Here is a 13,833-nt window from a genome sequence, read left to right as displayed (position 1 = left end):
GGGCGGGGAGTGATTGAAGGATGAATCGCCTCTTTCGAAAAATGCGATGGTGGTGGGCCCCGCCCCTCTTCCTGTTCCTTCTCGGCGCCGCCGCGCCGGAACGATCGGAGGCGTCGCCGGCGGTTCGCGCCGCGCTTCCCGACGGCCTCCCCGCGCCGGCGGAGAAGGACACGGCGCGCGCCGCAAAGAAACCGGCGAAGAAAAAGTCGAGCGCGAAGAAGAAAAAGAAGAAGAAGGAGGAGCCGAAGGTCCGTCTTTCGGGACTCTTCGCCCTCCGGTTCGTGTTCGACGACAACTTCATCCATTATTCCGACGAGGACCTGGATGAGTTCGCCCACACGGTGAACACCGGCAAGTTCTCCATCGAAACCGCCCACGACTGGATCGTCCGACCCCGGTTTGAGATGACCTTGGAGACGCCGGAGATCACAGGCAGGGATCTGGAGATCTCGTTCCGGGCCAGCACCTGGCGCTATGTGAACAACGGCGTGAAGGACAACCAGTCGTACCAGATCGGTTTGAAACACGCCGGCTTCGGGCGGGACAACTTTCAGCTTTCTTATTATTACGCCCCTCTTTCCTACATCCGGAACTTCCGGGACCGCGCGCCCTACACGTCCCGTTCGGCGCCTCTCGAGTACTACAATTTTTCCTACACCTCCAACTCGCTCACGCTCGGATACTGGCGGCGGCTCTCCTCCGCCTTCGACGGCAAGCTGGAGGTGAAACGCTCCTGGCGTTATTTCAACCGGGAGTTCATGGAGAACGACAACTGGGAGTGGCGCTTCGGCGGCTATCTCGCCTGGCGTTTCATCCGCCCCCTGAAGTTGACCTTCGCGTACTACTACAGCGACGTGCTCGGCCGGGGCGCGGACGAAGCGGGGGAAACCCGGGAGAACTCGAACGACAGCGATCCCACGTACGTGAGGGACGCCTTCGATCTCACCCTCCGCTTCTACACCTCCGGGATCCTGCCGAAGATCAACGCCCTCAGCGTCGGGTGGGAGTACCAGACTTACTATTTCACGGGCGAAAAACCGTATTATGAAGACCCGCTCCACACGGGGCGGAAGGACTTGATCCGCAGGGTCGAAGTGACCGGCGAGACGGGCCGGATCTTCGGCCCTCTCAGCCTGGAAGCCGGCTATCGCTATACCATGCGGACGTCCGACGCCGCCTGGACGGGCGGAACGGACGACGCCGGCATCGGCGAGGAAAAGGACTACGTGGAAAACCGAACCTGGTTGGGGCTCGAATACCCCTTCTAGCTCCCGTGAGGAATCGACCGGACCCGCCCGCGGGCCCGTACGGAAAGCCCGGCGCTCCAGGGGGGCGCCCGGAAAGAGGAGAGCTTCCATGATCGGCAACCGGATGGGCTGGGGGAAGGCGACCTTCACCCTCTTTCTCGCGGCGGCCGCGCTGGCCGGCTGCGGCATGCAGGATCTGTACGAACCGCCCACCGCCCCGTACCGGGTGGTGGGACGCCTCTCCCTGCCCAGCCAGGTGGAGGGAGTGGACGTCCTCGGGAGCTACGCCTTCGTGGCGGGCGGACAGGCCGGGCTCGTGGTGGTCGACATTTCCGATCCAAAGGATCCCGAACTGACGCTCATGTTGAACACGGTGAAATACTCCGAGTCGGTTCGCGTGGCGAGCACACTCCACGGCGGCTCGGTGCTCGACATCGCTTTCGTCGTGGAGGGGACCGAGGGGATCACCACCTACGACGTCACCGACCCGCCGAACGCCTTTTCCTTCAACCAGGGGACGACGGCGGTGGACGGCGACGGGCTTTTCATCGAGATGCCGGATCATCCCGGCGATCCCTACGTGGTCTATCTGGCCGAGAGCTGGAAGGGACTGCGGATCTTCGAGTCCGATCCCTCCATCCCCGGCCTGTTGCAGTACAACGGCGTCTTCGCCGGCACGCGCGGCTACGCGCGCTCGGTGGCGGTGAAGGACGGCTACGCCTACGTGGCGGACGACGAGATGGGGGTCGCCGTGCTGGACGTGCGCACCCGGATGCTCGGCGCCGTCCGTCTGGTCTCTTCCTGCGACACCGACGGCGAGGCGGAGTGCATCGCCCTCGAGGGGGATTACGCCTTCGTCGCCGACGAGGAAAACGGACTCGTGGTGCTGGAGATCGTCCGCGAGGGAGAGGACGAGATCCCCACGCCGCACCAGGTGGCGCACCTCGCCCTGGACGGACTCTGCTTCGACATCGTGGTCCGGGACGGGACCGCTTTTCTGGCGGCGGACGACGGCGGCGTGCACGTGGTGGACGTGACGACGCCCGCGTCTCCGAACTGGCTCGGCACGATCGTCACCAGCAAGGCGACCGGCGTCGCCGTCGGCGAGGACGGCGTGGTCGTGGTGAGCGATCGTTACGACGGGATATTGGTCCTACAGGGAGAGAATCCCTTCACGGACCGAACCGCCCCGTCGCGGGTCTGGGACCTGCGGTCCACCGCCGCGCCGAGGAACGCCGTCCGGCTCGAGTGGACCGCGCCGGGCGACGACGGCCTGGAGGGGAACGCCTCCTCCTACGACCTACGCTACTCGCTCGATCCGATCGAAACCGAGGCGGATTGGGACTCCGCACACGCCTGCCCCGCGCCTCCGGCGCCCGGCGCGCGCGGCCTCGCGGAGCAGTACTGGATGGACGGCCTCGCCGCGGGGACCGAGTACGCTTTCGCGATGAAGACGGCGGACGAGAAAGGGAACTGGTCCGGGCTCTCCAACTCCATCGTCGTCGTCACTTCGACGGAGAACACGCCGCCGACGATCCGGAACGCCTCCGTCCGGCCGGAGGTGGCTCCGCCGGACTCGACCTTCCGCTTTGAAATCACCTACGAGGATTGGGACAACGAAGCGCCCACGGCGGCCCGCGTGGTCATCGACGAAGAGATCCACGACCTGACGGCGGTTTCGACGGACTACCGGAACGGGGCGCTTTTCCGTTACGAGACCTCGATCGAGGAGTGGGGGGAGCATGAACATCTCTTCGTCTTCTCCTACGGCGGCGGAGGGTCGGTGAGAACGGACACCCTCGCCGGGCCCGGCGTCGGCTACGTGTTCACCATGGGGAGCCCGGCGGGTGAATCCGGCCGGGACGGGGACGAGGCGCTCCACTCGGTGGCGCTGAGCGCCTCGGTGGAGTACGCCGACCACGAGGTCAGCCAGGCGGAGTACGCCGCGGTGATGGACACCAATCCCTCCGTTTTCGTCGGCGATGATCTCCCCGTGGAGAACGTCTCCTGGTTCGACGCGGTTCTCTACTGCAACGCCCTCTCCCTTCTGGAGGGGCTCACTCCCGCCTACACCGTCGCCGGCGAAACGGTGACCTGGGACAGGAACGCCGACGGATGGCGATTGCCGACGGAAGCGGAGTGGGAGCGGGCTTGCCGCGCCGGAACGGCCACCGCCTTCGCGGCGGGCGGGATCGTCGAGGAGGGGTGCGGCTTCGAGCCGGTCCTGGACGGCGCCGGCTGGTACTGCGGGAACGCCGAGGCGACCACCCACGCGTTGAAGGGGAAGGACCCGAACGACTGGGACCTCTACGACATGCACGGCAACGTGTGGGAGTGGTGTTGGGATTGGTACGTCGAGGACCTCGGCTCGGGCTTCGCCGTCGATCCCCGCGGGCCCGATTCGGGCTCGCAGAAGGTGATTCGCGGCGGCTCCTGGTACGATTTCGCCCGGGAGAGCCGGAGCGCTTCCCGCGCGCCCTACTGGCCCAACTCGAAGGACGACACGATCGGATTCCGCGTGGTCCGAACGCTTTTTGATTAAAGGAGGCGGAGAGGTGAGCGCACGACCGGACGGGAAGATCCGTTTCCTTTTCATCGATGAGTTTCGGGGTCTGGTGGGGGTGTTGATGCTTTTGGGGCACAGCTCCTACTACTTCAACTCGGTCTGGAACCAGCTCGATCCGCTCGATCCGCTCTTCGGCGGTTTCGGGCAGTTTCTTCTCCGCTACGTGGGCTACCTCTGCGCCCCCGGCTTTCTGATGATGAACGGCGCCATGGTCTGGTGGGCCTACACGCGCCGTGTCGAGAAAGGGGTCTCCCCCCGGACGGCCCGCTGGCACCTGATCCAGCGCGGCCTCTTCCTGGTTTTGGTGCAGATCACCTGGGTGAACTCCTCCTGGAGCGGTTTCGCCCGCTTCCGTCCCGACCACATCGGGATCATCGCGTGCATCGGTCTTTCGATGGTCTTCCTGACCTTCTTCGTGCACGCGCGTTGGTGGGCGCGCCTCGCCGTCGCGCTGGCGCTCTTCGCGGTTCATCCCCTGCTGCTCGCGATCCCCTACGACGCGGGCGTCGCCTGGCAGAGGGTGCTGATGCAGACCTTCGTCGACGCCGGGGATTTCAATAAATACCCGGTCATTCCCTGGCTGGCGCTCGGCACGATGGGATCGGTGATGGCCTACGGTTGGCTCCGGGTCTGGAAGACCACGCGCGAGCGCGTGACGGCGAGCCTGGTCATCGCACTCACCGCCTTCGCCCTCGCGACGGTCGTGCGGATGGGCCGCGGTTATGGAAACATCTTCCCCTTCTCCGATTTCGGGAGCTACTCCTTCCTGCTGGACCAGAAGTATCCGCCCAGCCTCTATCACAACCTCTGGTTCTTCGGCGCCGTGTCGGCGGGGATGGCGGCGATCCAGGCGCTGGGCCACGCGTGGCCGCGGCTCACCGCCCCCCTCGGCCTCGTCGGACGGGTTCCGCTCTTCTACTACGCGGTGCACATCGCGATTTTGGGGATTGTCTCCAAACGGATGGGGGTCTACTACCACGAAGGAGGCGTTTGGGCCTCGCTGATCGGCTGGGTGATCATGATGGCGGTCATGCTCCCCCTCACCTCCTGGTTCGGCGGCCTGAAACGGAGGAGCAAGAACTACGTCATCCGGATGATTTAGATTTCTATTTCTTCGAGGAGCCGGACTTCTTCGCGCTCCTCTTTTTCCCGGAGGATTTCTTCTTCGAGGATCCGGATTCGGCCGCCTTCTCCGCCTTCGCGCGCGCGGCGGCCTCCTCCTCGGTCAGGAGGACGAAGCTTTTTTCCGCGATCAGCTCGCGGTAGAGATAGACCCGGAGCATGTATTCGCCCGGATCGCGCCGGCCGGGAGTCGCGGAGACGGAGCTTGAAAGGGCGCCCTCTTCCGCGTCCGGGTTGTAATCGATCCGCTTGGTATAGAACGCTTTCCCCTCCGGATCGACCCAGACGAGGTGGAACATCCCCTCCCGGTCGCCGAGGGCGTTCGCGTGAAACAGGTTCACACGGGCGCGGACCTTCGAGTCCTCTTTGATCGTGAAGAAGCGTCCTTCGCCGAGGAGGCGGTCCGACTTTTTGCTCTCCGCCCTATAGAAGACGATGGACGCCTCGACGCCGCCGGGGTCCTTGGCGGGATGGACCGTTGTCGAGTCGGGTCCGCCGGAAGCGATCTCGACGCGGTCGGAGCAGCCCGGAGCGCCCAGAAGGGGAAGGGCGAGGAGAAGCGGGAGAAGAGGTCTACGCAGTGCGTACATCAAAGTGCCGCTCCTTTCGAGTACAATCCTTGCACCGGGGGAGCTCCGGAGGAGATCATCGCCAGTATACCCGAGCCGCCGCGGAAAAGGCCAGCGGTGGATCGGAACCCGGCCGCCGGCGCCGCGAGCGGCGGGGAGGGATCGTGACTTGTCGCTTTTCGTGATTCTGCTCGCCTTCGTGGTGGGCTATTGGACCGTCGAGGCGATCCGCCTGCACAGGGCGCTCCGGGCGATCCCGATCCGGATCCACGTGAACGGGAGCCGGGGAAAGTCGTCGGTGACCCGCTTGATCGCGGCGGCGCTCCGGGAGGCGGGGATCCGGACGGCGGCGAAGACGACCGGAAGCAAGGCGCGTTATATCCACCCCGATGGAACCGAGGAACCGGTGATCCGGCTCGGCACGCCGAACATCTGCGAGCAGGTGAGGGTGCTCGACCGGGCGCGCCGGGGCGGCGCGCGGGCGATCGTGATGGAGTGCATGGCGATCCGGCCGGACCTGCAGAGGATCACCGAAAAGAAGATTCTCCGCTCCACCGTGGGCGTCATCACCAACGTTCGGGCGGATCACCTGGACGTTATGGGACCGACGGTGGCGGACGCGGCGGTGGCCATCTCCTCCACGATCCCCCGGCGCGGTTTCGCCGTGGCCGGCGATCCACGCCACGCCGACATCCTCCGGCGAACCGCCCGGAGGCGGGGTACGGAGTTCGCCGTCGCTCGGCCCGAGGAGGTGTCCGCCGCGACCATGGACGGATTCCGGTATCTGGAGCACGCGGAGAACGTGGCCGCCGTGCTCGCCGTGACCCGGCGGCTCGGCGTGGACGACGAGACGGCGATCCGGGGGATGCACCGGGTAACGCCCGACCCGGGGGCGTGCACGCGCTGGAATCTGGTTCACCGGGGCGTTAACATGGAATTCCTGAATATCTTCGCCGCGAACGACCTGGAGTCGACCACGGCGATCTGGAAGCGGCTCGGTCTCGACCGGAGAGGGGAGGAGGGGGAGGGGGTCGTGGCGATCCTCAACCTGCGCGCGGACCGTATGGACCGTTCCCTTCAGTTCGCCGAAGCGGTGGAGATCGATCTGATCGCCGACCGGTACGTGATTGTCGGCGGACTTTCGGATCGGGTGGAGCGCCGGTTCGTGAGGCGGGTTCCCGCGGAGCGGCTGATCCTCCTGACGGGCGCCGGCCCTGAGGCGGTTTTCGACAGGATCGCGGCTCTCGGGTGGCGGCGCGCGCGCGTGGCCGGGGTGGGCAACATCGGCGGCGTGGGGCACGAGATCCTCGCCTACGCCGCCGGAAAGGAGAAGGCGGATGCTGATCGCTGAGGCGATCGGGCTCGGGCTCGTGGTGAGCCTGCTCTTCATCGAAGCGGTGGGATTCGCGGCCGGCGGTTTCGTGGTTCCCGGCTACATCGCCCTCTTTCTCGACTCGCCGCTCCGCCTGTTCGGCACGGTGATCGCCGCCACCGCCACCTACGGGTGCGTCCGTTTGGGCGGCCGGTTTCTGCTGATTTATGGGCGGCGCACCCTGGTTTTCGCGGTGCTCCTCGGCTTCCTCTTCGGCGCCCTGACCACCCGGATCCCGCAGATCGGCTTTCTCGAAAGCGGCGGCGCGCTCGCCTCGATCGGCTATATCATCCCCGGATTGCTCGCTTACTGGATGACCCGGCAGGGGATTCTGAGGACGCTGGCGGCGATGATCGTCGCGGCGGTTCTGGTCCGTTTCGCCCTCATCATCTTCCACGGAGGTGCGCTCCTTGAAACGCCTGTTTTCTAGCGCCCGGCCCTGGTCGCAGAGGGCGGACCTCTTTCTGGTCGGCCTCGCCGTTCTCGGCCTCGTGCTGCACGGGACCGCCGAGAGGACCCGTAAACTCCATCCCCAGCCGCACCTTCTGGAGAAGATGGCCGCGGCGACCCGGACGATCCGCTGCTACGAGGCGATCCGGCAGCATCGGATGGGGCGTCCCGGGGCGATCGACCGCGAAAACGACCCGGAGGGGAGCGGGCTCATCGGCCAGGAGTTCAGTCTCACCACCACGGACCGGGGGATCCTGTCGGCGAAGCTCACGTCGGTGAATCCGAACTACGCCGCGCTTTTCGTGGAGTACTTTCACGAGTGCGGACTGGAGCCGGGCGACCCGGTGGCGATCGCAATGACCGGTTCCTTCCCGGCGCTCAATATCGCCGTTCTCGCCGCGGCGGAGGAGATGTCCATCAAGGCGATCCCCATCACCAGCATCGGCGCCAGCATGTGGGGGGCGAACGATCCGGAGTTCACCTGGCTGGACATGGAAGCCCTGCTCAACGATCAGGGCCTGCTTCATACACGAAGCGTGGCCGCGTCGATGGGGGGGAGCAACGACCGGGGGCGCGGTCTCTCGCCGAAAGGGAGGAATCTCCTGCGGGAGGCGATCGAACGGGCCGGCGTTCCCGCTATCGATGAAGCGACGCTGGACGACGCGATCCGGCGCCGTGTGGAGATCTTCGACGACAACGCCGAGCCTCGGGGGATTCGCGCCTACGTGAACATCGGTGGTAGTTCGGCGAGCATCGGCACCAGCATGAACGGACGGCTGATCCGGGCGGGGGTGAACAAGACGCTCCCCGCCTATAACTGGACTCAACGGGGGGCGCTTCACCTTCTCGCGAGGCGAGGCATCCCCGTGGTTCATATTCTTCGGATCGAAACGATCGCGGAGAGACACGGTTTCCCCATCGCCCCGGACGTGATTCCTTCGGTAGGGGAGGGGGAGATCTACCACCAGGAGATGTACGATCTGCGGATCGTCGTTCCCGCGTTCCTTACCTTCGCCGTGCTCTGCTTCGGCGTGCTTCGATCCCGCCAGCGCGCGGCCAAGCTCGCCCTGGAGAGCAGCCCGACCGCCGAGCCCCGCCCACCGGTCTCCCCACCGGACCGGGGCGCCGGCAGAGAGGAGACCCGATGAGAACGCGACTCGCACGGACCCCGGCGATCGCGGTCCTGCTGTTCTGTCTCGCCGCGTCCGCGGCGGAAGGCGCCTCGAGCCGGATCCGGCCGGCGGGCGACCCGCCGCAGGCGCGCGTGCGTATCGGGGGGAAATGGAGCCTCTACCACATGGCCACCCGAAATAACCCTTTGGAATTCAAGATACACGGCGGATCGCCTTTCCGTGTGATCTCGCGCTGTCTCTTCGAGGGGGGCGAGGATCCGGAAGGAACAGTCCTCTACGGGATCCGGCTCGAGATCGACGGCGTGGAGCTCCACATCCTCGACGAAGAGGGGTCCGTGGATTCGGGGGCGCGTCTCGAGGGGGGCGGCCCGGTGGGAACCGCCGAGAAACGGATCGTCCGAATCCCGCCGGGGACGCATACACTCCGCGTCGCTCCCGTCGACCCGGTCCGGCGCGTGGCGATCCGCCTTCTCCAGGGGGACGGGGTGGTGCGGAAGATGGCGTGGGTTTCCTACGCTCCGGAGACGTACGAGCAGGCGATCCGCCTCCACACCGGCGACACGGAGACCGTCTACTATCGCTTTTCCAAGGAGGTGCCGGTCACCCTCTTTCTGAACGGGCCGGTGCGCCTCAAGGTGCGGACCCGCTTGGACTTCGGCGTCGAGCGCGGCTATTCCCAGCGTTACGCGATCAAGGTTTCCATCGACGGAGAGCTTCTGAAAAGTTTTCCTCTCAAGGGTAGGGCGAGCCACACCTCGGTCTATCCCGGTCTTCCCGAGATCACTCCCGGAACCGGCCGGGACGTGGAGTTCGTCGTGCCCGGCGGGAGACACTCGGTGACCATCGCCCTGGACTGCACCACCGGCGACGCCGCATCCCTCCGGATCCTGATCCCGCGGCGCGCGGTGACGAACGGGGAATAGGGGGCGGGACCGGCGGGGGAAACGGTCAGTCCACCAACACCCGGGGAATCGCCGCGGGGATCCGTACCAGCACCTCGTAGTTGACGTTACGCGTCAGCGCGCTGAAGGACTGAACGGAGATCTCCGCCTTCTTCTGCCGCCCCACGATCACCACCTCGTCGCCGCGCCGGACGGCGCCGCATTCCGTTACGTCCACCATCATCATGTTCATGTTCACCAGACCCGTTACCGGCGCCCGCTTGCCGCGGACGAGAACGTGGCCCAGGTTGCTCAGATTCCGGGGAAAACCGTGGTAGTAGCCGACCGGGACCGACGCGATCCGCAGGGACCGGGTGGCGAGGAAGGTGGTTCCGTAGCCGACGAAGCCGCCCGGCGGGACCCGCTTCACACCCATGATGCGACTCGACCAGCGCATCACCCGACGGAGCGGATCCTCGAACCACTCGCTGTCGGCGGATTCATGGTCGAGCTGGTAGTGGATACGGGTCTCCTCGCTCGGCCAGAAGCCGTATTGGGCGATGCCGATGCGGACGAGATCGAGAACGGTTTCGGGATAAACGATCGATGCGGCGGAGCAGGCGGCGTGGCGGTAGCGGGGGCGGAGCCCCTTCGCGGCGAGGGCGTCGCTCCCCTCCTCGAAGAGACGGATCTGGCGCCGGATGCGGTGGTAGTTGGCGGAGCTCTCCGCGCCGGCCAAATGAGTGCATATCCCCTCCACCCGGTAGAGATCGGGATGGAGCGTGATCTCCTCCAGAACCCGATCCAACTCCTCTCCCTCCAGGCCGGAGCGATGGAGACCGGTTTCCAGTTCCAGGTGGATCCGCGCCGGTTTGCGGATCCGCCGGGCCAATCGCCCTGCGGCGCGGAGCCGCTCTTGATCGAAGACGAAAAAGCCGATCTCCTTCTCCACCGCCCAGGCGATCTCCGCGTCGTCGATGTATCCCATGATGAGGACGTCGCTCCCGGCGGTCCGGTTGTCGACCACGCCGAGCGCTTCGTCGGCGCTGAAAACGGAGAAGTGCCTCACGCCGCAATCCTCCGCCAAGGGGACGATCACCTTCGCGCCGTGGCCGTAAGCGTTCCCCTTCACCACCGACGAGAAGAGAACATCCCCTCCGTAGAGCCCGCGCAGAAAATCGAGGTTCTCCCGGAGGGCGGAGCGGCTGATCTCGATGCGACAGGGGGCGGTGACCGCCGCCGGCTGCGGCGCGGCGGGAATGCGGTCGCGAGGGGGTTCACCGGAGGGCACGCCGTATCACCTCCTCGAATAGGAGAACCCCCCGCCCGACGAGCGGATCGGGGAAGTCGTAGTCGGGATTGTGGAGCGCCGGCGCGTTCTCCCCGGCGCCGATCCCGAAGAGCGCGCCGGGAGCCGCCTCGGTGAAACGCCCGAAATCCTCCGACCAGGGGAATGGGTGTTCCGGGCGAATCAATTGAAAGCCGAGGTCGCCGGCCGCGTCCGCGACGAGCCGGGCCGAATCCGCGTCATTCACGGTGACCGGAAACTCTTCGATCCATTTCACCGCGGCGTCCAGGCCGTGGGCGCGGGCGATTCCGAGGAGGATCTCCTCGGCTGCCCGGGTCATCGCCCCCATCGCCTCCGGGGAACCGGCGCGGAGGGTGGCCATCACTTCCGCGTCCCCCGGTGTCGTGCCGAACGCGCGTTCTCCGACCCTGGCGTGGATCACCGTCGCCTTGGCGGCTTCGAACATGGCGGTCCGGTTCTGCGGGAGCGCGCCGACGGCGTGGATCGCGTCCGCCGCGGCCGCCGCCGGGCTCCGGCCCCGCTCGGGCTCCGCGGCGTGGCTCGTGGCGCCGCGGAAGCCGGCGATGAGTCCGACCGAAGCGGAGGCGAAGACTCCCTCGCGCACGATCACGCTTCCCAGGGGAAAGCCGGGAAGATTGTGGAGCGCGAAGACCCGGTCCGGCCGGAGCGGGGCGAAACGCGGGTCCGCCAGCACGCGCGCCGCCCCTTCGCCGGTCTCCTCAGCCGGCTGGAAGAGCAGGACCGCCCTCCCCCGTTCGATGGGCCGAGCGGAGAGACGCTCCGACAGCCCCGCCAGGATCGCGGCGTGACCGTCGTGCCCGCAGGCGTGCGAGATCCCCTCGGCGGCGGAACGGTACGGGGCGCCGCTCCGCTCCGCGATCGGCAGGGCGTCCAATTCAGCCCGCGCCAACACCGTCGGGCCCGGAGAGCCGCCGCGATGAACCGCCGCGAGCCCCGTGCCGCCCAATCCCTCGATGATTTCCCCGGCGCCGTGTTCGCGAAGGAAGCGGGCCACCCGGCCGGCGGTCTCCTCTTCGAAACCCGAAAGCTCCGGCGAGCGGTGCAGTTCGCGCCGGAAACGAACAAGGGGGGTCGCGTCGATGGAAGAATCCGAATTCATTTAGAATAAAATCGTTTACATGAATGAATCGCGGGATCGCGCCTTGCAATCCCTCCCGTCGCTTGTTAACCTAACACCGATCGGAAGTCGGTTCAATCGATTCGCTTTGAATCGCGCGCGCGACTCCCGGGTCCGCGTTTCCGCCGGTTTCCCTCCGTACTCTTCGTTCCCCGTCGCGCCGGAGGCGCATCATGTCTCGATCCAATCTGATTCTCTGGGCCATCGTCGCCGCCTACATGCTCTTCGTCTTCATCAAAGGCGTGTCGAAGGTGCGAAAGGTCGGCTCCACCGACGACTTTCTCGTGGCCGGAAGAAACGTGGGGTGGTTTTTCCTCTTCTGCACCATGGGGGCCACGGTGATCGGCGGCGGGTACTCCATCGGCGCCATCGGCAAGACCTACGAGTGGGGGATCCTGATGCTGCTGGTCTCCACCGGCGGCTACTTCCACTTCATCTTCTCCGGTCTCTTCGTGGCGCCCCGTTTCCGTGAGGCGGAGCTTTACACGGTGGCCGGTTTCTTCGGTCATCGCTACGGCGAGGGGCCGCGATTCCTCATGCTGGTTCTCTCTCTCCTTTTCTCGGTCTTCATCGTGGCGGCGCAGATGGCCGCCTTCGGGACGGTGCTCGCCTCCATCCTCCCCGATTTCATCGACGCCGCGAACCTGACCGTCTGGGCGATCCTGATCGGCGGCGCGATGGTCGTGATCTACAGCACGGCCGGCGGCCTGATCGCCGTGATCCACACCGACTTCTACCAATTCCTGGTTTTGATGGCCGGATTCCTGATTACTCTCGCGTTCTGCGTTCCCGACATCATCGGCTCCCGTAATCCGGAGACGGGGCGGTTCGTCCCCACACGCTTCGGGACGATCGACCTGGTCGACGCGGATAAATTAGCATATAAAATTAATGAGGGATCGGATCCCGTTTCCCGCTATCTTCGGGAGAGGGCGGTGGCGGAGCCGCCGGCCGACGTCTCGGGGGGAAGGGATCCCTCGATCGAGGGGACCATCGTAGATGGTCTGAACCGCGTTTTGGACGATCCCGGCCTCTACGACGAAAAGCGTTTCGCCGGCGTGGCGCTCGGCGAACAGTCCCTGGAAACGCTCCGGGGGGAGACGGAAGGGGCGGCCCTCCGCCGGCGGAATCTTTCGCTCCTCCAGGACGCCTATCCGGCGGAGTTGACGAAGAACCGCTCGATCCCGGCCGATTTCTTCCGCATCGACGGGGGAAAGGGATTGCTCTTTCTGATCACCACCTTCCTCGCCTTCTTTCTGGGGGAGACCTTCGCGCCCGGCTACGCCACGCGTTACTGCGTGGGCCGATCCATCCGGGAGACGAAGATCGGCATCGCGGGTGTCGGCTTCTTCCTCGCCCTCACCTTCCCGGCGGTCCTTTTCTTCATCGCCCTCTACGCGCGGATCCACTTTCCCGACATCGATCCGCAGCAGGCGCTCCCCATGGTGGTGCGGGAACTGAACAATCCGGTAGTGGCGGGAATCATGATCGGCGCGCTTCTCATGGCGGTGATGTCCTCGGCCGATTCGGCGCTCAACTCGGCGACGGCGATCTTCGTGAAGGACCTCTTCGAACACCAACTCGGCTGGGAGGACCGGGGGGACGGGAGGATGCTCCGTACCGCCCGGCTTTGTACGTTCGGACTCGGCGCGGTGGCGATCTTGATCGCGGTGCTCTGGTCCGACATCATCGGCCTGCTGCTCTTCACCTATCACGTTTGGGCGCCGGCGGTGATCCTTCCGGTGACGCTCGGCGTGTTTTCCAAGAAGCGTTCGGCGAGGCAGACCCGGCACATCACCGTCACCATGGCGGCGGCGACTCTCTCTTCTCTCGGCTACCGGACGCTGACGGCCGGCGAGGGGCGGGCGTGGTGGTCCCTCTTTCCGGATCGTCTCTCCGCCGTACTCGGACAGATCGATCCGGCGGTGGTCGGGGTTCTCGTTTCCTGCGCGGTTTATTTCACGCTCGCGGCGGCGGATCGGGAGAGGCCCGCGGCGCGGGAGAGGGACTGACGATCCCGAGCGCGGACGAGGAAAAAGAGAACGG

At 65.9% G+C, this 13,833-nt stretch carries 11 protein-coding genes; 8 read left to right on the top strand and 3 right to left on the bottom strand.

Annotated features, from left to right (window positions below; translation table 11 throughout):
• Nucleotides 1-20 precede the first annotated feature (20 nt).
• The 3 genes from JW958_01775 (at nucleotide 21) to JW958_01765 (ending at nucleotide 4,915) form a co-directional block, all read left to right on the top strand.
• Nucleotides 21-1,268 carry a hypothetical protein gene (locus JW958_01775; GenBank protein MBN1824963.1) on the top strand — a complete coding sequence of 416 codons (1,248 nt, stop codon included), beginning with the start codon at nucleotides 21-23 and terminating at the stop codon, nucleotides 1,266-1,268.
• A gap of 88 nt (nucleotides 1,269-1,356) precedes the next feature.
• Nucleotides 1,357-3,789 carry an SUMF1/EgtB/PvdO family nonheme iron enzyme gene (locus JW958_01770; GenBank protein ID MBN1824962.1) on the top strand — a complete coding sequence of 811 codons (2,433 nt, stop codon included), beginning with the start codon at nucleotides 1,357-1,359 and terminating at the stop codon, nucleotides 3,787-3,789.
• 13 nt (nucleotides 3,790-3,802) lie between these two features.
• On the top strand, nucleotides 3,803-4,915 hold the full coding sequence (locus JW958_01765; GenBank protein ID MBN1824961.1) for a DUF1624 domain-containing protein: 1,113 nt from the start codon (nucleotides 3,803-3,805) through the stop codon (nucleotides 4,913-4,915).
• A gap of 4 nt (nucleotides 4,916-4,919) precedes the next feature.
• On the opposite strand, the gene JW958_01760 is transcribed toward JW958_01765, so the two are convergent.
• Nucleotides 4,920-5,525, bottom strand: a complete 606-nt coding sequence (locus JW958_01760) for a hypothetical protein (protein ID MBN1824960.1) — start codon at nucleotides 5,523-5,525, stop codon at nucleotides 4,920-4,922.
• Between the two features lie 148 nt (nucleotides 5,526-5,673).
• Between JW958_01760 and pgsB the strand changes: the two genes are divergently transcribed.
• Genes pgsB through JW958_01740 form a run of 4 tightly spaced genes read left to right on the top strand, consistent with a single transcriptional unit; the run spans nucleotide 5,674 to nucleotide 9,382 of the window.
• Nucleotides 5,674-6,855 carry a poly-gamma-glutamate synthase PgsB gene (gene pgsB / locus JW958_01755; protein ID MBN1824959.1) on the top strand — a complete coding sequence of 394 codons (1,182 nt, stop codon included), beginning with the start codon at nucleotides 5,674-5,676 and terminating at the stop codon, nucleotides 6,853-6,855.
• Nucleotides 6,842-7,306, top strand: a complete 465-nt coding sequence (gene pgsC / locus JW958_01750; protein MBN1824958.1) for a poly-gamma-glutamate biosynthesis protein PgsC — start codon at nucleotides 6,842-6,844, stop codon at nucleotides 7,304-7,306. Before pgsB ends, pgsC begins: the two co-directional genes overlap by 14 nt.
• The gene (gene pgsW, locus JW958_01745) at nucleotides 7,287-8,474 is read left to right on the top strand and encodes a poly-gamma-glutamate system protein (GenBank protein MBN1824957.1); all 1,188 of its coding nucleotides are present in this window, start codon (nucleotides 7,287-7,289) and stop codon (nucleotides 8,472-8,474) included. The genes pgsC and pgsW overlap by 20 nt, the downstream gene beginning before the upstream one ends.
• The gene (locus tag JW958_01740; GenBank protein ID MBN1824956.1) at nucleotides 8,471-9,382 is read left to right on the top strand and encodes a hypothetical protein; all 912 of its coding nucleotides are present in this window, start codon (nucleotides 8,471-8,473) and stop codon (nucleotides 9,380-9,382) included. Before pgsW ends, JW958_01740 begins: the two co-directional genes overlap by 4 nt.
• A 25-nt stretch (nucleotides 9,383-9,407) precedes the next feature.
• On the opposite strand, the gene alr is transcribed toward JW958_01740, so the two are convergent.
• Both alr and JW958_01730 read right to left on the bottom strand, forming a co-directional pair.
• Complete coding sequence (gene alr / locus JW958_01735; GenBank protein MBN1824955.1) at nucleotides 9,408-10,556, bottom strand: alanine racemase; 1,149 nt, start codon at nucleotides 10,554-10,556, stop codon at nucleotides 9,408-9,410.
• 61 nt (nucleotides 10,557-10,617) lie between these two features.
• A complete protein-coding gene (locus JW958_01730) occupies nucleotides 10,618-11,769 on the bottom strand; it encodes an amidohydrolase (protein ID MBN1824954.1) in 1,152 nt (383 codons plus the stop codon).
• A 191-nt stretch (nucleotides 11,770-11,960) separates the two neighbouring features.
• Here JW958_01730 and JW958_01725 point away from each other — a divergent pair, with 191 nt between their 5' ends.
• Complete coding sequence (locus JW958_01725) at nucleotides 11,961-13,799, top strand: sodium:solute symporter family protein (GenBank protein MBN1824953.1); 1,839 nt, start codon at nucleotides 11,961-11,963, stop codon at nucleotides 13,797-13,799.
• Nucleotides 13,800-13,833: the final 34 nt, after the last annotated feature.

Source organism: Candidatus Eisenbacteria bacterium, assembly GCA_016930695.1.
Classification (GTDB): domain Bacteria; phylum Orphanbacterota; class Orphanbacteria; order Orphanbacterales; family Orphanbacteraceae; genus JAFGGD01.
Note: the sequence above shows the minus strand (reverse complement) of the source record. Positions and strands in the feature narration are given on the sequence as shown.